Source organism: Flavobacterium sp. 123 (assembly GCF_003634825.1).
GTDB lineage: Bacteria > Bacteroidota > Bacteroidia > Flavobacteriales > Flavobacteriaceae > Flavobacterium.
The window spans coordinates 1,559,804-1,580,187 of sequence record NZ_RBXD01000001.1 but is presented as its reverse complement, the minus strand read 5'-3'; the positions used below and the strand labels follow the sequence as shown (position 1 = coordinate 1,580,187).

Genomic DNA, 20,384 nt, shown 5'->3' with positions numbered 1-20,384 from the left:
TTTTGAATAAGTTTTAGCAGAGAGGATGGGATTCGAACCCACGTTATGTTGCCATAAACACGCTTTCCAAGCGTGCGCCTTCAGCCACTCGGCCACCTCTCTAGTTTTCTATTTTGGTCTGCAAATAACTTAAAAAAAACCGAGCTAAGAAAGTAAAATCTAATTATTATACTATTTCCCCTCGTAAGGAAGTTTCAAAGATAGTTTTAAACTCGGCTGGATCAATATTCTGTGCTAATAAATACATTAGTTTTGTGATTGCCGCTTCTGTAGTAATATCTTTTCCAGAAATTACACCAATTTTTTTCAAACCTGTGCTTGTTTCATATTGCCCCATATGTACGCTTCCGCCTGAGCATTGCGTTACGTTGACAATATACAACCCTTTCTTCACAGCTTCACTCAAAAGATCTAAAAACCAATCTTCTGTTGGTGCATTTCCAGCACCATAGGTTTCTAAAACAATTCCTTTAAGATTTGGAATGGCGATAATCGCTGATAAAACCGTTTCGCTTATCCCAGGAAACATTTTTACAATAACCACATTGGTATCAAAATTCTTGTGAACTTTCAAATTCATGTTGCTTATAAGAGGTAATCGCAACTCTAAATTCACTTTTAAATGGACTCCGGATTCAATCAAAAACGGATAATTGGGCGAACCAAAAGCATTAAAATGCTCTGCATTTATTTTGGTTGTTCTATTTCCTCTGTATAATTTATATTCAAAATAAAGGCAAACCTCACTGATAACTGGTTTTCCGTTTTCACGTAAAGAAGCAATTTGAATAGCGGTAATTAAATTCTCTTTTGCATCGGTGCGTAAATCACCAATAGGCAATTGTGAGCCAGTAAAAATAACTGGTTTCGATACGTTTTCAAGCATAAAACTCAAAGCAGAAGCAGAATATGACATTGTATCTGAGCCATGAAGAACTACAAATCCATCAAATGATTCATAATTATCTTCAATAATAGTTGCAATTTGAACCCAGTTTTCAGGATCCATATTGGAGGAATCTATGGGATTATCAAAAGAAATTGTTTCAATTTCACAATCTAACAATTTCAATTCTGGGACTCTTTGAAGCAGTTTACTAAAATTGAATGCCTTAAGCGCACCTGTTTGAAAATCTTTTTTCATACCAATGGTACCACCGGTATAAATCAAAAGAATTTTGGATTTAGAGGGCATGAGTATATTTTAATTTATTGACAACTGGATTTGCATACATCGCCAAAAATCCTTCCAAAGCAACTGGATTGTCATGATCTATTCGCATTTCAAGTCGGCGTTCAAAAAGTGATTTTTCGTTTTCAGTATATAAATGCGAGTAGGTGTTTGTTTTATTTACAATATCGTATGCAATATAATTTGTTGGCCAAAGCTTGTAATTGCTCAATATTGCATCATCAATAACTTGTGCTAAAGCCTGAACCTGTTTGTTAGAATTATCATTTTCAGCAACAATTGTATCAATTTCAGCATCTAAAACTTTGTCAACATGAATATGGATTCTTTTCTTTTGTCCCATAACGCCACTAAGGATAGTCATGAAGTCTTCATTTTTTTCCTTGATGTAAATTTCATTATTTGCTTCAGCCATTAACTGAGGCATTTTCAAAACATCAGTAGGATCATATTCATAAGAAATAGAAACGGGAACAATTTTGATTTTCTTGAAATAATCCATCAAATTAGCTTCGTCAGATCCCATTCCAATCATTTTTAACACCCCTGGATTTGTCTCGTCATTTCCGTCTTTAGTTCTTCCTTCGCGTTGAGCAATCCAAACCGAACGATTTTCGTGCAACAATAACTGTCCGATATATTCTGACAATAATTTAGAACTTTGCAACATCTCTCTTGGCGTTAATCCTCTCAAAACCAAGAAATTTCTATTCAATTTAGCTAAGGTGCTCAAAAATGCTTTTTTAACTAAATTATCTCCAATAGCCGAAGCGGTCATTACAAAACCATGCTCAAACAAGGAAGCATTCAATAAAGTTGTATCTAAAAGAATATCTCTATGGTTAGAAATAAACAAATAAGAAGTGTTTTTTTCTAGGTTTTCGAAACCTGAAGTAGTCAATCCTTCTGAACTTTTTTCGAGTATCTTTTGAACAGATTGATAAATAAAATTACATTGAAAATCTCTAATAGAATGCGTTTTCTTTAGTTGTTCTTTCCAAACATCATCTTCTAATTCTGGAAAAGTAAAATTCATTAATGCTTTCATCATTGGATGATGGATAACATTTTGAAGTGCTTCGTTTACTTCAGTATCGTAAAATGGTCGAATAGCGTCAAATTTCTGCATTTTGATTTTCAATTTTATTGGTAACAAAAGAACAAAAAAAAAATTAATTTATCGTAAATTCTAGTTTAAATCCCGAATATAACTTTAGAATTTTCAGTTGTTATTGAAGCAATTTCTTCCTCTGAAAGATTATAAATCTGAGCTAACTTTGCCGCAACATTTATCAAGTAACTACTTTCATTTCTTTTGCCTCTAAAAGGGATTGGTGCTAAGTAAGGGGAATCCGTTTCTAAAACAATATGTTTCAAATCTATTTGATTAAGAAATTGGTCGATTTTACCATTTTTGAAAGTAACAACTCCGCCAATTCCTAATTTCATATTATACGATATTGCTTGTAAAGCTTGTTCATAGGTTCCTGAGAAACAATGAAAAATTCCAAACAAATCTTCTGATTTTTCTTCTTCTAAAATCTCAAATATCTCATCAAAAGCTTCTCGACAATGAATCACAATGGGCAATTTGTATTGCTTAGCGAGTTGAATTTGTTGTCTAAATGCAATTTGTTGTTGGGGCAAATGGGTTTTGTCCCAATATAAATCAATCCCGATTTCTCCTACCGCATAGAATTTTCTTTTAGCCAATTCATTTGCTACATGCTCCAATTCCTCTTCATAATTATCTTTTACATAATTAGGGTGCAAACCCATCATTAGGAACACATTTTCAGGATGTTTTTTTTCTAAATCATACATGGATTCTGTGCAAGTTGAATCGATAGCAGGAATAAAAAAACGTGAAACTCCAGCATCAATAGCACGCTGTATCATTTCGTTTCTATCCTGATCAAATTCCTCTGAATATAAATGAGTATGGGTATCTGTAAGTATTGTTTTTGTTTTCAAGAGTATAATTTAAGAGCACAAATTTACAGGAATAAAACTAGTTGTAAAAATAGTTCCGTAAAGATTGCTGAAGTTATTTACAAACTAAAAAACTCCATGTATATTTGTTAAAATTGCTATCGAATAAATGAAAGACCTTCAGCATATTCTCCAAAAAGAGAATTACAAAAAAATTAAATTTAAAATTACTAAAACACAGCATTTGCTTATAAAAGCAAAAATAAATGGTGTAAAAGGAAATTTTATTCTGGACACAGGTGCTTCGAGCAGTTGTGTTGGTTTTGAAAGTATTGCTTTGTTTTTATTGGAAGCAAAAAATTCAAAAACAAAAGCTTCTGGAGCTGGAGCAACGGGAATGTTGACTCAAATAGCAACAAAAAACGAACTTCAATTGGGCACTTGGAAAAACAACAATTTTGATATTGTGATTTTTGATTTAACTCATGTTAATGAAGCATTAATTGAGCACAAATCAAAACCCGTTCACGGTATTATTGGCGCCGATATTTTGACAAAAGGCAAAGCTATTGTGGATTACTACAACCGCTATTTATATTTATTGAAATAAAAAAGAAGCCGTTCAAAATAAATTTAAACGGCTTCAGAAACAAAACTCAAATTATTATTTACTACAAAAATTAAAATTTAAATTGAACTACTATTTCATTCGTGCTTTTAGCAGTTGCTAATTCAGCTCTTGAACTAACTTCATAGGCAAATCCTACTACAAGTTTTTTACTTAAAGTAATGCTTGCCATTGCTGCAACAGCTTGATCCGTTCTATACATACCGCCTACTTCAAAATTATTATTTATCATTAACATCGTACTCAAATCAACAGAAATAGGCGCAGCCGAAGTATATCTTGCCATAAAAGAAGGTTTCAAAATTAATGTCCCTGAAGGATTTAAGTTAAAATCATAGCCTCCACTTGCATAAAGCTGCGATCTATTAGTACTAACCATAGCGTAACCATCGCTGTTTTTAACATCTTTAAATGAAATTAATTTGGGAACAGAAAGAGACAGGAAATATTTTTCACCTTTCAAAACCGCTCCAACACCCACATTAGGACTAAAACTATTGATTGAAGCAAATGCTGGATCTACATCAACAGAATACAATTCTAATCCTGATGAATTAACATTAAAAGAATTTCCTCCAGCTTTGATTCCTAAATACAAATCAGTTGCTTCACTCAGTTTTACTAAATAAGATAAATCAATTCCAACTGAGGTTAGTTTTTCAATAAACGTTTCTTCATTCATTACAGAAATTCCAAAACCTAAATTTTTACCAATAGACGTTCCAAAAGAAACGGCTTGTGTTCTTGGCGCTTCTTTAACTCCTGTCCATTGTGATCGTATTGATCCTGTAATTAGAGTTTTATTATCAATCCCAGCATAAGCGGGATTGATAACATTCATTTGATTTTTATAGAAAGCAAAGTTATTGGCCTGTTGTGCTAAAAGTGAACTACTAAACAGAAGTATTACTGCCGTCAGCAGATAGAATATATTTTTCATGATATGATATTTTAAAAATTAATTAGCGATATAAATCCAACCTTGCAAATCAACCGAACCATCCCCGCCTAAATCTACTTGATAAAAATAAGACCCTGCAGCAACAATTTTTCCGGTGTTTTTATAAGATCCGTCCCAAAGGTTTTTGTAGTCTCTTGATGAAAATACTTCCGCTCCTGTTTTATTAAAAACGGTCACTTGAGTGTTTGGATGATTTTCTACATTTTTAATAATCCATACATCATTTTTACCATCGCCGTTTGGAGAGAATCCTTGTGCAACTTTAACTTGCTCTTCTTCAATACAAATATCTCCTACTCCATCATTATTTAAATCTTCTTGGTTTGGATTGTAGAATTCTGAGCAGTTATCAATATCATCATTTATACCATCAAAATCATGATCATCATTGAAAATTTCAATTGTAAAAGTCAACTGTTGTGACCCTACAGAATTAGTTGCCGTCACCGTGTAACTAACTGGCGCATTCTCTTCTGTTGGTTTTCCAACAATTGAACCCGAAACTGTATCAAAGCTCATTCCTTTAGGCAATTCTGGAGTGATGCTAAACGTTGGGAAAGGATCAGCCGTGACTGTTGGTGTTACTGAAAATACATCTTTATTTATTTCGAATCGCAAATTACCTCCATAGTTCAAATTCGTTGGAATCCCCGTTATCGGTTCTACTCCTGCTTCTTTATAGAAATACATGTTATCAAGATAAACTGTACTGTTTTCATTTGGTGATACAAACTTGAATTGGAATACATTATTCAATGCTATAGTTGTATAATCTGATAAGTTGATGTCAAAACTATTCCAGCCTGACAATGTAGGCGTCAATGTAACTTTTTGTTCAACTGGTCCTGGATTAATCAAATAAACGTCAAAAGCAGTACAATCTGGTGTCCAAATATCCAAATGCAATTGCGTCATTCCTGTTGCATCAATTCCTGTTGTTGGAACAACACCTTGGTAATTAAGATTTGACAATTTTTTGGTAGCATCGCCAACAATCGAAACTTCTTCCGAAACAGTAGACTGTCCCCAGTTTTCATTCCAACTTGTACCAGCAATATCTGCATATGCACCACTGAAAACTGATTTTACATCAGCAACATTTCTTGCTGGAGGTGTTGGTGCAGCTGTGATTGGAGCAGTTACAACTGGTGTTGTGGCTGCTTTATAGAAATACATGTTATCAAGATAAACTGTACTGTTTTCATTTGGTGATACAAACTTGAATTGGAATACATTATTCAATGCTATAGTTGTATAATCCGACAAGTTGATGTCAAAACTATTCCAACCTGATAAGGTAGGTGTCAATGTAACTTTTTGTTCTACTGGTCCTGGATTAATCAAATAAACATCAAAAGCAGTACAATCTGGTGTCCAAATATCCAAATGCAATTGCGTCATTCCTGTTGCATCAATTCCTGTTGTTGGAACAACGCCTTGGTAATTAAGATTTGATAATTTTTTTGTAGCATCGCCAACAATCGAAACTTCTTCCGAAACAGTAGACTGCCCCCAGTTTTCATTCCAACTTGTACCAGCAATATCTGCATATGCACCACTGAAAACTGATTTTACATCAGCAACATTTCTTGCTGGAGGTGTTGGTGCAGCTGTGATTGGAGCAGTTACAACTGGTGTTGTAGCTCCAAAAGCAACATCATCAAAGTAGTACGTTTTTTCTCCAGCTACTGCTCCAGTTGTTCCGAAGTTGAAGAAGATGGACGCTTTATCATATACAAAGGCTAAATTCAATGCCGCAGTTCCTGCTGCTTGATTAGCAAAATTGAATTCTAAAGTTTGCCATCCCGAAGCCGTAGTTACTGTAGCTTCTGTTTCTACTGTATGTGTATTGTCATTGTGATCCTCTACTTTTAATCGAACTGGAATTCCAGCAGTTGGTGACCATACTCTAACATTCATTTTTGTAGCGGTTGCACTAAATGGTATCGCACTACTAAATCCTAATCCTGCTGCGGCCGAAACGGTAGTTCCTGCCCAAAGTTCCGCTGCAGCTGATTTGATTACCTTAACTACTTTGTTTGTGGACAACGTTGGGTCAACTACTACTGTCGATGCTTCCGCTCCTCCAAATCCAATTAGTCCGTAATCAACCGTAGCGTCATCAAAAGTGGTTGGCAAACTCATTTGTGTTAATGTACTTCCTGTTCCGCCTGAAACAGTAGTTTGAGATACGTCATCAAATAAATACGTTGAATTAGAACTTCCGTCTCCTACTGTTCCTAAATCAAATATGAAAACCATATTGTCATTCAAGTTGTTTACTCCTGCTACTCCAGTGAAATCAAAACTCAATTCTTCCCATGCATTTGCAGCGGTAACTCCTGTTGATTCTTTTTCGAATGCTGCTCCTGCTCCTTCAAATTTTAATAATAGTTTTTTACCAGCTACTGGTGACCAAACTTTTATTTTGAATAATTTATTAGTAGTGAAATCTACTGGTGATGCCAGTACTATTTTGCTTCCTGCCCAAGGTTGTCCTGCGCCCTTTACCATTTGTGCTGCAGTTGCACTAGTATTAATCCCAGTGTTATGGGGGTTCACAATTTTAGTTGCTAAACCTCCATCAAAATCGACAAATGAGTAAGCAATTGTTGATGATTCAAAATCCATTGGTAAAGTAGGGGATGTACTTGTTGTTGGCGCCGCTGCTCCAAAAGCAACATCATCAAAGTAGTACGTTTTTTCTCCAGCTACTGCTCCGGTTGTTCCAAAGTTGAAGAATATAGAAGCTTTATCATATACAAAGGCTAAATTCAATGCCGCAGTTCCTGCTGCTTGATTAGCAAAATTGAATTCTAAAGTTTGCCATCCCGAAGCCGTAGTTACTGTAGCTTCTGTTTCTACTGTATGTGTATTGTCATTGTGATCCTCTACTTTTAATCGAACTGGAATTCCAGCAGTTGGCGACCATACTCTAACATTCATTTTTGTAGCGGTTGCACTAAATGGTATCGCACTACTAAATCCTAATCCTGCTGCGGCCGAAACGGTAGTTCCTGCCCAAAGTTCCGCTGTAGCTGATTTGATTACCTTAACTACTTTGTTTGTGGACAACGTTGGGTCAACTACTACTGTCGATGCTTCCGCTCCTCCAAATCCAATTAGTCCGTAATCAACCGTAGCGTCATCAAAAGTGGTTGGCAAACTCATTTGTGTTAATGTACTTCCTGTTCCGCCTGAAACAGTAGTTTGAGATACGTCATCAAATAAATACGTTGAATTAGAACTTCCGTCTCCTACTGTTCCTAAATCAAATATGAAAACCATATTGTCATTCAAGTTGTTTACTCCTGCTACTCCGGTGAAATCAAAACTCAATTCTTCCCATGCATTTGCAGCGGTAACTCCTGTTGATTCTTTTTCGAATGCTGCTCCTGCTCCTTCAAATTTTAATAATAGTTTTTTACCAGCTACTGGTGACCAAACTTTTATTTTGAATAATTTATTAGTAGTGAAATCTACTGGTGATGCCAGTACTATTTTGCTTCCTGCCCAAGGTTGTCCTGCGCCTTTTACCATTTGTGCTACAGTTGCACTAGTATTGATCCCAGTGTTATGTGGGTTCGCAATTTTAGTTGCTAAACCTCCATCAAAATCGACAAATGAATAAGCAATTGTTGATGATTCAAAATCCATTGGTAAAGTAGGGGATGTACTTGTTGTTGTTCCACCTGATGTTCCTGTTTTTGCAGAGAAAGTTACATTGTCAAAATAACAAACATTCTCTGTAGTCCTTGCCTGAAAATCTGGAAAAAATATTATTTGGTCAATATTAATTGTCTCAAACAATCCAATTTTTCCTGAAAAATCAAAAGTCAATTCTTCCCATTGGTTGATTTTTGTATTTGCTACTTTAATCTCTGGCTGAGCACCACCATTTGCAATGGCAAATTTTATCCCAACATCACTGATAACCGATTTCCATACCATGATTTTAATCGTACTATTACTAGTAGACAACGTAAAAGTTCCAATATCAGAACCATGCTTGGTTTCACATCCTGCCCAGGGTGCTGCTCCTGCAGCAGTAGTAAGTGCTGTAAATTTAGCTACTGTTGCAGAGGTGTTGATTCCAGATGCATCAGGATTCGCTACTTTTTCATATCCTAATCCACCACCATTCTCAAATGTCGTAAACGTCCATGTTGAACCAGGTTCTCCAGATTCAAATGTAATAGGGGCACTTTGTGAAAAACCTATTTCAAATAAAAAAAGGAAAAAAGTTAAAGTAATTTTTCTCATAATATTAGTTATTTAATTATTCTCAAATATAGAATTGAATTATTTTTGAAGATAAAATAGGAACTATGTTAAAACTATACATTTGAGATATTTAAGAACCACCTCCTTGAAACTAAGGCTATATTAGGGATTAGAATAAACTATTTCAATAAATATTTTAAAAATATTAAATCGTTTTATCAGGGATGTTGTGGTGATGTTGTAGTGTTGAATTATTTTTTTGCAAATAATTAGCAATAAAAATATATTTTGTGTTTTTTTGAAACTAAAAAACAAAGAATACCGTAAAAAAAATTAGTAGATACGGAAAGTAAAATTCTCAGTATTACGAACTAAAGGAACCATTAACCCCTTTGATCCAGAAACTGTAATTGAAATATATACATTAACCCTACACAAACTTATTGTAACCCATATCCTTAATGAAAGGGAAAAAAATTATGGATTACTTTAATCATTGTCTGTATTTGAAGTACCATACTTTTTCAAAGAAAAATAAGCAACAATACCACTAATCATCATTAAAAAACCTCCGAGAATAAATGGCATTCCCGCAAATTCAAATGGCGATTCTTTATGCGTAAAATAATAAAAAAGACTTGACATTACTGGCGGTCCAATAATAGTTGCAGCACTCATTAAACTCGCAATTGTGCCTTGAATTTCGCCTTGTTCTGACGGCAAAACATGATTTGAAATTATAGCTCGCAATGCAGGACCTGCGATTCCAGCAAGACAATACGGAATCAAAAAGAGAAACATCATCCAGCTTTCTGAAACAAAAGCAAACAAAAACATGGCAAGGGTATACAAAGCCATTCCAACATAAATACTTATTTCATTCCCTAGTTTTCGACTAGTCCATCGTATCAAACCTCCTTGAACAAGACTCACCAAAACCCCTACTACACCCAACGAAATTCCAACCATTTTTTCGTCCCAACTAAATTTGTACATCGTAAAATAACTCCAGTTACTTTCAACCGCATGAGCCGCAACGTAAATCAAAAACAACGCAATTAACAATCCGTAAAGAGAAGGGTATTTCTTTAAATTTAAAAAAACACCAATTGGGTTGGCTCTTTTTAAATTAATGGGTCTTCTATTTTCTTTTGATAATGATTCAGGCAAAATAAAATAACCGTAAAGGAAATTCAGCAAGCACAAAACGGCAGCTGCGTAAAACGGAAGTCTAGACCCGTAATGTCCTAATCCACCTCCTATAATGGGCCCAATTATAAATCCTAGCCCAAAAGCCACACCAATCATTCCGAAGTTTTTGGCTCTATTCTCTGGCGTACTCACATCAGCTATATAGGCCGAAGCAGTTGAGATACTTGCTCCTGTTAATCCTGCAATTATTCTTCCAATAAATAACCATGTAATGGTTGGGGCAAGTGCTAACAAAATATAATCTAGCGAAAATGCAAAAAGCGAAATTAGAATTATGGGTCTACGCCCAAATTTATCACTCAAATTACCTATTAAAGGCGCAAATATAAATTGGGTTATCGCATACGCAAATGTTAACCAGCCGCCATATTTTGCCGCCTCACTAACATCTCCATGAATTAACTCTTTAATCAATTTTGGGATAACTGGAATAATAATACCCCAACCTATTATATCAATTAACATAGTGATGAAGATAAAGCCGATAGCAGCTTGTTTTTTATTTGACGCCATAAATAGTATTGATTAGAAAGACAAATAAACAAAAAATCCGTTTAGAAAACTCTCTAAACGGATTTGCTATTTATGTGTTTATTGAATTACAATTCAAATGCTTTTTTAGGATTGTTATCACACAATAATGCTACTGGATTTTCTAATGCTTCTTTTACAGCAACTAAGAATCCTACCGACTCACGACCATCGATAATTCTGTGGTCATAAGAAAGCGCTACGTACATCATTGGGTGAATTTCAACTTTACCATTTACAGCAATAGGACGCTCAATAATATTGTGCATTCCTAAAATTCCTGATTGTGGAGGATTGATAATTGGCGTAGATAACATACTTCCAAAAACACCACCGTTAGTAATAGTAAATGTTCCTCCAGTCATATCATCAACTGTAATTTGTCCGTCACGAGCTTTAATCGCTAAACGTTTAATATCCGCTTCAATACCACGGAAAGTCAAATTTTCAGCATTACGAACTACAGGAACCATTAATCCTTTTGGTCCAGAAACTGCAATTGAAATATCACAGAAATCATATCCTATTTTATAATCTCCGTCCATCATAGAGTTCACATCTGGATATAATTGTAGAGCTCTTGTTACCGCTTTTGTAAAGAAAGACATATAACCCAACCCTATTCCACCGTGTTTCGCTTTGAAGGCGTCTTTGTATTCGTTACGCAACGTATTGATTGGTGTCATGTTTACTTCATTGAAAGTAGTTAACATGGCCGTATCATTTTTAGCAGCAACTAATCTTTCTGCAACTTTACGACGCAACATTGATAATTTTGTTCTTTCAGTACCACGAGAACCTCCAGTTGGAGTTCCCATAGATGGTACTGCATTTACAGCATCATCTTTAGTGATTCTTCCATCTTTTCCTGTTCCTGTTATAGAAGCCGGAGCAATATTTTTTTCCTCTAATATTTTTCTCGCTGCTGGCGAAGGTGTTCCTGAAGCATATGTCGCTGCTGCAACTGGTGCTGCTGCAGGAGCTTCTGCTTTTACTTCAGCCTTTGGTCCCGAAGCTTCGGGATTAGCAACTACTGCTGCAGGAGCCGGAGCTGAACCAGCTGGTTTTGCTGCAGCTGTATCAATATGACAAACTACTGCTCCAACGGCAACTGCATCACCTTCTTCTGCTTTTAAGGTAATAATTCCGCTAGCTTCTGCTGGCAATTCTAATGTTGCTTTATCTGAATCAACCTCAGCTATGGCCTGGTCTTTTTCTACATAGTCACCATCTTTTACTAACCATGTTGCAATTTCAACTTCTTTTATAGATTCCCCTGGTGATGGGACTTTCATTTCTAAAATCATGTTCTATTATTTTAAATTATGAATTTTAAATTTTAATTTGGTTCAAACTATACAGCTTCAAACCTGAAACAATTTTTATCTAAATAAATTTTTATCAAATACCATTCGAACGGCATCAGCCTGACGACGTTTTGCTCTAGTATAACTTCCTGAAGCTGGTGCTGCATATGCTTTAAGCGAAGCCAATCTCCATTTTACTAAATCAAAATTCATCAACATATAACTATAAGCACCCATGTTTTTAGGTTCTTCTTGTGCCCAAACATAATCATCTGCGTTTGGATATTTAGCTATGATAGCTTTTAGTTGTTCCACTGGTAGAGGGAACAATTGTTCTATTCTTACTACAGCTACATCTTTGCGTCCGTTATTTTCTCTTTCCGCAGTGATGTCATAATAGAATTTACCAGTACAGAAAACTAATGTTTTAACTTCTTCTTTATTTACGGTTTCATCATCAAATGTTTCTTGGAAACTTCCATTTGCAAAATCTTCAATAGGAGAAAGAACTCTTGGATCACGCAACAAACTTTTTGGTGTAAATACCACAAGTGGTTTACGGAAAGTCGTTTTCATTTGTCTTCTCAACAAGTGAAAAAAGTTAGCTGGCGTTGTACAATCAGCTACATACATATTATGTCTAGCACAAAGTTGTAGGTAACGTTCCATTCTAGCTGAAGAGTGTTCAGCTCCTTGTCCTTCGTAACCGTGTGGCAATAATAAAACAATTCCATTTTGATTGTTCCATTTGTCTTCTCCACAAGAAATATATTGGTCAATCATAATTTGAGCTCCATTACTGAAATCTCCAAATTGTGCTTCCCAGATAGTCAATGTTTTTGGACTTGCTAAAGCATACCCATAATCAAAACCTAAAACTCCATATTCTGACAAAAGTGAATTATAAATATGGAATTTCCCTTTTGCATCTTCAAGGTTATTTAACAATGTTACTTCTTCCTCAGAGTCTTCTACTTTTACAACAGCATGACGGTGTGAGAATGTCCCACGCTCAACATCTTGTCCAGAAATACGAACATCATAACCTTCTTTCAACAAGGAACCATATGCTAAATGCTCTGCCATAGCCCAGTCTAGCTTGTTGGTTTCAAAAACCATAGTTTTTCTGTCGTTGATTAGTTTTTGAATTTTACTAATGAACTTTTTATCCGTTGGAAGGTTACAAATTACGTTTGCAATCGAAATAAGTCCTTCTTTTGGATAAGAAGTATTTACGCTTTCCAACATTTGTGTATCAGTCACTTGCTCAAATCCTTTCCACTCATTTCTCATGAAAGGAGTAATTATGGTAAGGTCTTTTTTACGAGATGCCTGAAGATTATCATCTAAATCTTGTTTGTATGTTGATTCTAAATCTTTTACAAAATTACTGTCAATTACACCCTGCTCTAATAATTTAGCTGCGTAAATATCTCTTGGATTTTGATGTTTAGCAATGATTTTATACAATACTGGTTGAGTAAAACGAGGTTCATCACCTTCGTTATGACCATATTTTCTATATCCTAATAAATCTATAAATACGTCTGAACCAAATTTCATTCTATAATCTAATGCAAATGACATGGCATGAACAACCGCTTCTGCATCATCTGCATTAACGTGCAATACCGGTGATAATGTTACTTTAGCAACGTCCGTACAATATTTAGAAGAACGAGCGTCTAAATAATTCGTTGTAAAACCTACTTGGTTGTTAATTACAATATGGATTGTTCCTCCAGTTTTATATCCATCTAATTGTGCCATTTGAACAATTTCGTATAGAATTCCTTGTCCAGCAATTGCAGCATCACCGTGAACGGCTATAGGCAACACTTTTGAGAAATCATCTGGAAAATATTTTTCTTGTTTTGCTCTTGTAATTCCTTCAATTACTGCACCTACAGTTTCTAAGTGCGAAGGGTTTGGAGCTAAATTAATATTGATGCTTTTTCCTGTACTTGTTTTTTTATCAGCTGTAAGTCCTAAATGGTACTTAACATCTCCATCAAAATATTCTTGATCATAATCTTTACCGTCAAATTCGCTAAAAATATCTTGAGTAGATTTTCCGAAAATGTTTGCCAAAACATTCAAACGACCACGGTGAGCCATTCCCATTACAAACTGTTCTACTCCTTTTTCGGCAGCTTTTTCAATTAAAGCATCAAGTGCTGGAATGATAGATTCTCCTCCTTCAAGTGAGAAACGTTTTTGCCCTACATATTTAGTATGCAAAAAGTTTTCGAAAGAAACCGCTTGGTTTAATTTATTAAGAATTGCTTTCTTTTCGTCAGTCGAAAAATTAGGCTGATTATCATTTACCCCAATTTTATCTTGAATCCATTCCACCACTTCTGGATTTCGTATGTACATATACTCAACTCCAATATGCTGACAATAAATATTTTCAAGATGACCAATGATTTTTTGAAGCGAACAAGGTTCAATTTTAATCACCTTTGCAGCATCAAAAACAGTATTTAAATCTGCTGCTGAAAGTCCGAAATTAGTGATATCTAATGTTGGAGACGATGTTCTTCTTTCTCTAACAGGATTTGTTTTGGTAAACAAATGCCCACGAGATCTATATCCATCGATTAACTTCAAAACATTAAACTCTTTTTGGAGTTTTTCAGATACAACTGGGCCTTCTACATTTCCAGAGGCTACATTTGCAATGTAAGTTACAGGGTTTTCGTCATTATAAGTTGACATCCCAAAATCGAAACCTTGGAAAAAACTTCTCCAACTTGGCTCTACGCTATCTGGATTTTCTAAATATTGATCGTATAATTGTGCAAAAAATTCTGTATGTGCTGCGTTTAAAAATGAAAACCTATCCATAATATTAATTAATGTGCTTTTTATTTAATAGATTGACAAAAGTACAATAAACGAATATATATAAATCAATTTTTTACGTACTTTTACGTAAATATTTGTTAAATAAACCACATTATGATGAGAAAAAATCGTTTTTTATCCATTTCAAGTTCTTTTTTGATTTTTGCAGCGCTATTTTTCTCAACTGTAGCATTAGCTCAACAAAATACATTTCAATCAAAGTCTTCCAATAATTTTAGAGATAAAATACAATTTGGAGGCGGATTAGGATTAGGTTTTGGCTCCGGATACACGGATATAACTGTGGCACCAAGTGCAATTTATAATTTCAACGAGTATGTTGCACTCGGAATTGGAGCTCAATACAAATATTTGAAGCAAAAAGATTCTTATGCTTCAAATTTATATGGAGGTAGTCTTATCGGATTAATTAATCCACTACCAGAAATACAACTTTCAGTTGAACTTGAAGAATTAAGAGTTAATGTAAACCTAATGGGTTCAAATAGTAATTCGCTGGATTATTGGAACACCGCATTATTTTTAGGCGCAGGTTATCGATCTGGTAACGCAACTATTGGAGCGCGCTACAATGTTTTGAACAACCAAAACAACGTTTACGGAAGTGCTTTTATGCCTTTTGTAAGAGTTTATTTTTAATTCACACAACCCTTTACAAAGTCAAAATTATTAACGGAATTTATTTCGGAACCAGACTTTTTGCCATTCTCTTTTAAGAAGCAAATACACTACTTGTTCTGCTAATACAACTAAATCCGAACCATCTAATTTTTTTATCTCATCCTCAGAAACATCAATAATATAGAGCAAATTGAGGTATTCAGCAAACTTATATTGAATGAGTCGGTATATTTTTTCATGAAGCTGAATTTTCAATTCTTCAGGAGAAATACTGATAGGAAAATCTATTCCTTCATTGGCTAAATTAAAATCTTTATTGATTTGTTCAATCAATTTTAAATACAAGTTTTCACCTGTAGCCTCAGTAAGAAGTAAGTCCGTATTTTGTGGGGCTATAAACATATTGTTAAATTTCAATGTCAATACCAAGTCCATTTTTCAATATTGCTATTGATTGTTAAAATTTTATGGTGATTATTTTATACTTTTCTACCCATTAGGTTTTCACCAAAAGCACGTAACATCGCTTTTTTATCGGCATCAATATTCATTTCTTCTAATGTTTCAAATGCCTTAAAAGTATATTCTTGAATAGCTTGTTGCGTTGCCTTTGAAGCTCCAGTTGCATTAAATAGTTCTTTCACTAGATTAATTTTCTCTGTACTATCTTCTGGCTGATTTGAAAATAAATGTACCAACTTATCTTTCTCAGCGCCAACTGCAAATTCGACCGCTTTAAGATAAAGATAGGTTTTTTTGTTTTCAATAATATCTCCTCCTACTTGTTTTCCAAAAGTTTCTGGATTTCCAAAAGCATCTAAATAATCATCTTGCAACTGAAATGCCAATCCTAAATTTAATCCAAACTCATAAATTAAACTTGCATTTATCTTTGAAGTTTCAGCAATAATAGCGCCCATTTTCATGGCAGCAGCAACTAAAACAGCTGTTTTATATTCAATCATTTTAAGGTATTCGGGAATCGTAACATCATTTCGGGTTTCAAAATCCACATCCCATTGTTGTCCTTCACAAACCTCTAAAGCAGTTTTACTAAACAACTTGGCTAGCTTTCTGAATATTTTAGGTTGGTATTGTTCAAAATATTGGTAAGCCAAAATTAACATAGCATCACCAGACAAAATTCCAGTATTGATATTCCACTTTTCATGAACCGTTGGATTTCCTCTTCGCAAAGGAGCATCGTCCATAATATCATCGTGAACTAACGAAAAATTATGAAAAACTTCAACCGCTAATGCAGCAGGCAATGCCTTTTGATAATCCGTATCAAAAATCTCCGCACTCATTAAAGTTAAAACAGGACGCATTCGTTTCCCTCCTAGTCCTAATATATAATGAATTGGGTCGTATAAATTCTTAGGCTCTTTGTCTCTGTGTTGCGCTTGTAAATAAGTAGCAATAAATTCCTGGTATTGTTGTATTGAATGCATAAAATTATATTCAAGTTTACTTGACACGTTCGTCTCTTTTGGACTTTGGTGCAAAAAAGCCCAAATATACAATTCAAATATGAATTATAGGTTTCCAAATCCTTACTGATTTCAAGTTTTTATTAGCTTACTATTAAATTATCAAAAAAACATTGGAAACTTTTTTGGTATTAAAAGTTTCCTTTCTATATTTGCAAACGATTTAAGCAGAAATCTGTCTTAAACAGAATAAGAATAAACAAAATGAGAAGTAAAATTATAGCAAAAGCGACCGATCTTTTTTTAAAGTTAGGCTTTAAGAGTGTCACCATGGATGACATCGCTTGCGAAATGTGTATTTCAAAAAAAACGATTTACAAATATTTTTGCAATAAAGAAGTACTGATAGAAGAAAGTACTGCCGAAGTACATAAAGCTGTGCATCAAAGTATTGATACTATTGTAGCCCGAAACCATAATGCCATTGAGGAAAACTTTGAAATCAGAAAAATGTTCAAAGAGATGTTCAAAGCAGGAGACACCTCTCCAGTTTATCAGTTAAAAAAACATTACCCAGAAATTTACAATACGGTAATGTCAAGAGAAGTAAATGAATGCAATATGGTCTTTAAACAAAACATTGAGAAAGGCATCCAGCAGGAATTATACCGTAAGGAACTAAATATAGAAACCTATGTTTCGTTCTACTACACTCTTATTTTTAGCATAAACGGAAATACAAGCTCCGAAAAAGAAGCAAAAAAACTCGAATTAGAAGCATTAGAATATCATACCAGAGCAATGGCCACTCCTAAAGGCGTCATAGAACTTGAAAAACAATTACAACATTTTAATACCTAAACATCAATCAATGAAAAAAATAATTTTAATCACCTTATTAACTTTTGCAATTACAGCAAAGTCTCAAGAATCGAACAATACTAATACCGAGAATCCAGCAACAAAAAGCTATTCTTTTAGTTTAGAGCAAGCTATAACACATGCTTTAATCAACAATTACAGCGCTATCAATGCGGGTCGCGACATAGAGTCTGCTAAAAAGAAAAAATGGGAAACTACTGCAATGGGGTTGCCACAGATAAACAGTAGTCTAGATTATCAAAACAATATTGAATTGCAAAAATCCTTAATTCCTGCTGAATTTTTTGGCGGAAATAAAGGAGAATTTATGGAAGTAGCTTTTGGAACTAGACATAATATGACTGCTAGAGCAACCTTGAGTCAATTGTTATTTGATGGTTCTTATATTGTTGCTTTACAAGCTTCAAAAACGTATTTGAAATATTACGAAAACGCAAAAATAAAAACAGACATTGACACTAAAGAAATGGTTATCAATGCATATGGGAATGTTTTGTTAGCAGAAGAAGGAATTATTATTCTGGAGAAAAACAAAGCTACTTTAGAAAAAACATTATTTGACACTAAAGAAACATTTAAAAATGGATTAATAGAAGAAGAAAATGTTGAACAACTTCAAATCACTCTTACTTCAATTAATAGCAATATAAATTACAACAAAAGACTGTTAGATGTTTCCTATAAAATGCTAAAAATAGCTTTAGGAATTGACATTGACGCTGATTTAAAACTAACAGATAAGCTAGACAATTTGACTATTAGTAATTTAGACATGGCTTTTTCACAAACTGGCTTTAATGTTGGAAACAACATAAATTACCAAATGGCTCAAAACTTTCAACAACAAAAAGAATTAGAACTGAAATTAGAAAAAAGCAAAGCGCTACCTACACTATCAGCTAATGTAAACTTTGGATACAATGCCTTCGGGAATCAATTCCAATTTTTTACTCAAAACCAAAAATGGCTTAACTATTCAAATCTTGGAATAAGCTTAAATGTTCCAATATTCAGCAGTTTAGCAAGAACAGCTAGAGCACAACAAGCTAAAATAGCTTTAGACAAAGCAAAAACACAATTAACAGAAACGGAACAAAGATTGAAATTGCAGTATGCCAATGCAAAAAGCGAATATGAATTCAGCATTGAAGAATACGAAACAGCAAAAACTAATTTGAGCCTAGCTGAACGCATTGAGAAAAAACAGCAAATAAAATTTACAGAAGGATTATCTTCTAGTTTTGATTTCAATGATGCGCAACGTCAATTGTATGCCGCACAACAAAAATACTTACAAACGATGGTTGAAATTATCAATAAAAAAGCCAGTTTAGAAAAAGTAATAAACAAAATATAATGAGCCACATAAAAGATATACTTATGAAATCAACGCAAAAATTCCAAAAAATCAATACTATAAATATGACCAAAAAATTACTATTATTCACCGCACTATCTGTTTTCTTAATCTCATGTTCAGATAAAGAAACTAATACTAATATTGACACTTTATTAGCTTCAAAAAATCTAACTTCAATCAAAGCAAAAAGAGCGGAATTACAAGCTCAAATAACACAGATTGATGCGGCTTTAGCAACTTTAGAAACAGCTAAAGTAGAAGAAGCTTTGGTTTCTGTAGTTACTGTAAAAGACACTGTTTTTAGTCACTATCTTGAAGTTCAAGGAAATGTACAAACAAAAGAGAATCTTATTATTTATCCTCAATTCTCAGGAATACTAACTTCATTGAATGTAACTGCTGGACAAAGAGTTAGCAAAGGTCAAGTATTAGGAACAATTGATGATGGTGGTTTGAGCCAACAATTAGCACAAGTTCAATCACAATTAGCATTAGCAAAAACTACATTTGAAAGACAAAAACGTTTGTGGGATCAAAAAATTGGTTCAGAAATTCAATACCTTCAAGCACAAACCAATATGGTTAGCCAACAAAAAGCGGTTTCTCAAATTAATGCTCAATTGGCAAAAACTAAAATAATAGCTCCTTTTTCAGGTGTAATTGACGAAACGTTAATCGAAAGAGGACAAGTAGTTGGGCCTGGTCAAGGATTAATGCGAATTGTAAATCTAAACAATATGTATGTTTCAACATCAGTACCAGAAACCTACATTGGAAAACTAAATACAGGAACAAATGTTGATGTGTATTTAACTTCATTAAACAAAACCTACACGGGTAGAATTAGACAAGTAGCTAATAACATCAATCCAAACAACAGAACGTTCAGCATTGAAGTTTCAGTACCTAACAAAGAAAACTTGTTGAGACCTAACCAAGTAGCAAAACTTAAAATTGTAGATTATACTTCTAAAAACGCTGTTGTAGTTCCTACAAATGTAGTTCAAGAAGATGGCGAGAAAAACAACTTTGTTTACATCGTTACAAACGCAACTGCTACTACAGGAGTGGCTAAAAAAGTTATTGTTACTGTAGGACAATCTTCTAATAACGCAACTGAAATTTTAAGCGGATTATCTGCAAATGATATCGTAGTTACGGAAGGTGTAAACACTATTTCAGACGGAATGAAATTAAATTTCTAATTAGGACACAACCTCAATAAAATAA

Annotated in this window: 15 protein-coding genes and 1 tRNA gene; 5 read left to right on the top strand and 11 right to left on the bottom strand. The window is 34.1% G+C overall.

Going from position 1 to position 20,384, the window contains the following annotated elements:
- Positions 1 to 17: 17 nt before the first annotated feature.
- The 4 genes from C8C88_RS06990 to C8C88_RS06975 all read right to left on the bottom strand — a co-directional run bounded on the left by C8C88_RS06990 (position 18) and on the right by C8C88_RS06975 (position 3,166).
- A tRNA-Ser gene (locus tag C8C88_RS06990) sits at positions 18 to 102 on the bottom strand.
- A gap of 64 nt (positions 103 to 166) precedes the next feature.
- Positions 167 to 1,195, bottom strand: a complete 1,029-nt coding sequence (locus C8C88_RS06985) for an asparaginase (RefSeq protein WP_121337418.1) — start codon at positions 1,193 to 1,195, stop codon at positions 167 to 169.
- Positions 1,185 to 2,321 (bottom strand): 1-acyl-sn-glycerol-3-phosphate acyltransferase, encoded by a 1,137-nt coding sequence (locus tag C8C88_RS06980; protein WP_121337417.1) that lies wholly within the window; start codon positions 2,319 to 2,321, stop codon positions 1,185 to 1,187. The genes C8C88_RS06985 and C8C88_RS06980 overlap by 11 nt, the downstream gene beginning before the upstream one ends.
- A 65-nt stretch (positions 2,322 to 2,386) precedes the next feature.
- On the bottom strand, positions 2,387 to 3,166 hold the full coding sequence (locus C8C88_RS06975; RefSeq protein ID WP_121337416.1) for a TatD family hydrolase: 780 nt from the start codon (positions 3,164 to 3,166) through the stop codon (positions 2,387 to 2,389).
- Between the two features lie 127 nt (positions 3,167 to 3,293).
- Here C8C88_RS06975 and C8C88_RS06970 point away from each other — a divergent pair, with 127 nt between their 5' ends.
- Positions 3,294 to 3,734, top strand: a complete 441-nt coding sequence (locus C8C88_RS06970) for a retropepsin-like aspartic protease (protein ID WP_121337415.1) — start codon at positions 3,294 to 3,296, stop codon at positions 3,732 to 3,734.
- Positions 3,735 to 3,804: 70 nt separating this feature from the next.
- Here C8C88_RS06970 and C8C88_RS06965 read toward each other — a convergent pair whose 3' ends face one another.
- The 5 genes from C8C88_RS06965 to C8C88_RS06945 all read right to left on the bottom strand — a co-directional run bounded on the left by C8C88_RS06965 (position 3,805) and on the right by C8C88_RS06945 (position 14,837).
- Positions 3,805 to 4,692, bottom strand: coding sequence for a type IX secretion system membrane protein PorP/SprF (locus C8C88_RS06965; protein WP_121337414.1), 888 nt, complete (start codon positions 4,690 to 4,692; stop codon positions 3,805 to 3,807).
- An 18-nt stretch (positions 4,693 to 4,710) separates the two neighbouring features.
- Complete coding sequence (locus C8C88_RS06960) at positions 4,711 to 8,976, bottom strand: gliding motility-associated C-terminal domain-containing protein (RefSeq protein ID WP_121337413.1); 4,266 nt, start codon at positions 8,974 to 8,976, stop codon at positions 4,711 to 4,713.
- 450 nt (positions 8,977 to 9,426) lie between these two features.
- Positions 9,427 to 10,662 (bottom strand): TCR/Tet family MFS transporter, encoded by a 1,236-nt coding sequence (locus tag C8C88_RS06955; protein WP_121337412.1) that lies wholly within the window; start codon positions 10,660 to 10,662, stop codon positions 9,427 to 9,429.
- 86 nt (positions 10,663 to 10,748) lie between these two features.
- On the bottom strand, positions 10,749 to 11,987 hold the full coding sequence (odhB, locus tag C8C88_RS06950; protein WP_121337411.1) for a 2-oxoglutarate dehydrogenase complex dihydrolipoyllysine-residue succinyltransferase: 1,239 nt from the start codon (positions 11,985 to 11,987) through the stop codon (positions 10,749 to 10,751).
- A 75-nt stretch (positions 11,988 to 12,062) separates the two neighbouring features.
- Entirely contained in the window at positions 12,063 to 14,837 is a 2,775-nt protein-coding gene (locus tag C8C88_RS06945; RefSeq protein WP_121337410.1) for a 2-oxoglutarate dehydrogenase E1 component, read from the bottom strand.
- A gap of 114 nt (positions 14,838 to 14,951) precedes the next feature.
- Between C8C88_RS06945 and C8C88_RS06940 the strand changes: the two genes are divergently transcribed.
- Entirely contained in the window at positions 14,952 to 15,497 is a 546-nt protein-coding gene (locus tag C8C88_RS06940; RefSeq protein ID WP_315190702.1) for a hypothetical protein, read from the top strand.
- A gap of 30 nt (positions 15,498 to 15,527) precedes the next feature.
- Here C8C88_RS06940 and C8C88_RS06935 read toward each other — a convergent pair whose 3' ends face one another.
- The gene (locus tag C8C88_RS06935; RefSeq protein ID WP_121338600.1) at positions 15,528 to 15,881 is read right to left on the bottom strand and encodes a hypothetical protein; all 354 of its coding nucleotides are present in this window, start codon (positions 15,879 to 15,881) and stop codon (positions 15,528 to 15,530) included.
- 77 nt (positions 15,882 to 15,958) lie between these two features.
- On the bottom strand, positions 15,959 to 16,933 hold the full coding sequence (locus C8C88_RS06930) for a polyprenyl synthetase family protein (protein ID WP_121338599.1): 975 nt from the start codon (positions 16,931 to 16,933) through the stop codon (positions 15,959 to 15,961).
- A gap of 243 nt (positions 16,934 to 17,176) precedes the next feature.
- On the opposite strand from C8C88_RS06930, the gene C8C88_RS06925 reads away from it, so the two are divergent.
- From C8C88_RS06925 to C8C88_RS06915, 3 genes are read left to right on the top strand one after another with little or no spacing between them, the layout of a single operon-like run.
- On the top strand, positions 17,177 to 17,773 hold the full coding sequence (locus C8C88_RS06925) for a TetR/AcrR family transcriptional regulator (protein ID WP_121337409.1): 597 nt from the start codon (positions 17,177 to 17,179) through the stop codon (positions 17,771 to 17,773).
- A 10-nt stretch (positions 17,774 to 17,783) separates the two neighbouring features.
- On the top strand, positions 17,784 to 19,151 hold the full coding sequence (locus tag C8C88_RS06920) for a TolC family protein (RefSeq protein ID WP_121337408.1): 1,368 nt from the start codon (positions 17,784 to 17,786) through the stop codon (positions 19,149 to 19,151).
- 23 nt (positions 19,152 to 19,174) lie between these two features.
- Positions 19,175 to 20,359, top strand: coding sequence for an efflux RND transporter periplasmic adaptor subunit (locus tag C8C88_RS06915; protein ID WP_233549318.1), 1,185 nt, complete (start codon positions 19,175 to 19,177; stop codon positions 20,357 to 20,359).
- Positions 20,360 to 20,384 lie beyond the last annotated feature (25 nt).

What these genes read in the sequence shown, in the direction of transcription:
- C8C88_RS06970 (WP_121337415.1), top strand. Translation starts at nt 3,294, where the DNA reads ATGAAAGACCTTCAGCATATTCTCCAAAAAGAGAATTACAAAAAAATT.
- C8C88_RS06985 (WP_121337418.1), bottom strand. Translation starts at nt 1,195, where the DNA reads ATGCCCTCTAAATCCAAAATTCTTTTGATTTATACCGGTGGTACCATT.
- odhB (WP_121337411.1), bottom strand. Translation starts at nt 11,987, where the DNA reads ATGATTTTAGAAATGAAAGTCCCATCACCAGGGGAATCTATAAAAGAA.
- C8C88_RS06925 (WP_121337409.1), top strand. Translation starts at nt 17,177, where the DNA reads ATGAGAAGTAAAATTATAGCAAAAGCGACCGATCTTTTTTTAAAGTTA.
- C8C88_RS06920 (WP_121337408.1), top strand. Translation starts at nt 17,784, where the DNA reads ATGAAAAAAATAATTTTAATCACCTTATTAACTTTTGCAATTACAGCA.
- C8C88_RS06965 (WP_121337414.1), bottom strand. Translation starts at nt 4,692, where the DNA reads ATGAAAAATATATTCTATCTGCTGACGGCAGTAATACTTCTGTTTAGT.
- C8C88_RS06945 (WP_121337410.1), bottom strand. Translation starts at nt 14,837, where the DNA reads ATGGATAGGTTTTCATTTTTAAACGCAGCACATACAGAATTTTTTGCA.
- C8C88_RS06940 (WP_315190702.1), top strand. Translation starts at nt 14,952, where the DNA reads ATGATGAGAAAAAATCGTTTTTTATCCATTTCAAGTTCTTTTTTGATT.
- C8C88_RS06915 (WP_233549318.1), top strand. Translation starts at nt 19,175, where the DNA reads ATGAAATCAACGCAAAAATTCCAAAAAATCAATACTATAAATATGACC.
- C8C88_RS06930 (WP_121338599.1), bottom strand. Translation starts at nt 16,933, where the DNA reads ATGCATTCAATACAACAATACCAGGAATTTATTGCTACTTATTTACAA.
- C8C88_RS06960 (WP_121337413.1), bottom strand. Translation starts at nt 8,976, where the DNA reads ATGAGAAAAATTACTTTAACTTTTTTCCTTTTTTTATTTGAAATAGGT.
- C8C88_RS06955 (WP_121337412.1), bottom strand. Translation starts at nt 10,662, where the DNA reads ATGGCGTCAAATAAAAAACAAGCTGCTATCGGCTTTATCTTCATCACT.
- C8C88_RS06980 (WP_121337417.1), bottom strand. Translation starts at nt 2,321, where the DNA reads ATGCAGAAATTTGACGCTATTCGACCATTTTACGATACTGAAGTAAAC.
- C8C88_RS06935 (WP_121338600.1), bottom strand. Translation starts at nt 15,881, where the DNA reads ATGTTTATAGCCCCACAAAATACGGACTTACTTCTTACTGAGGCTACA.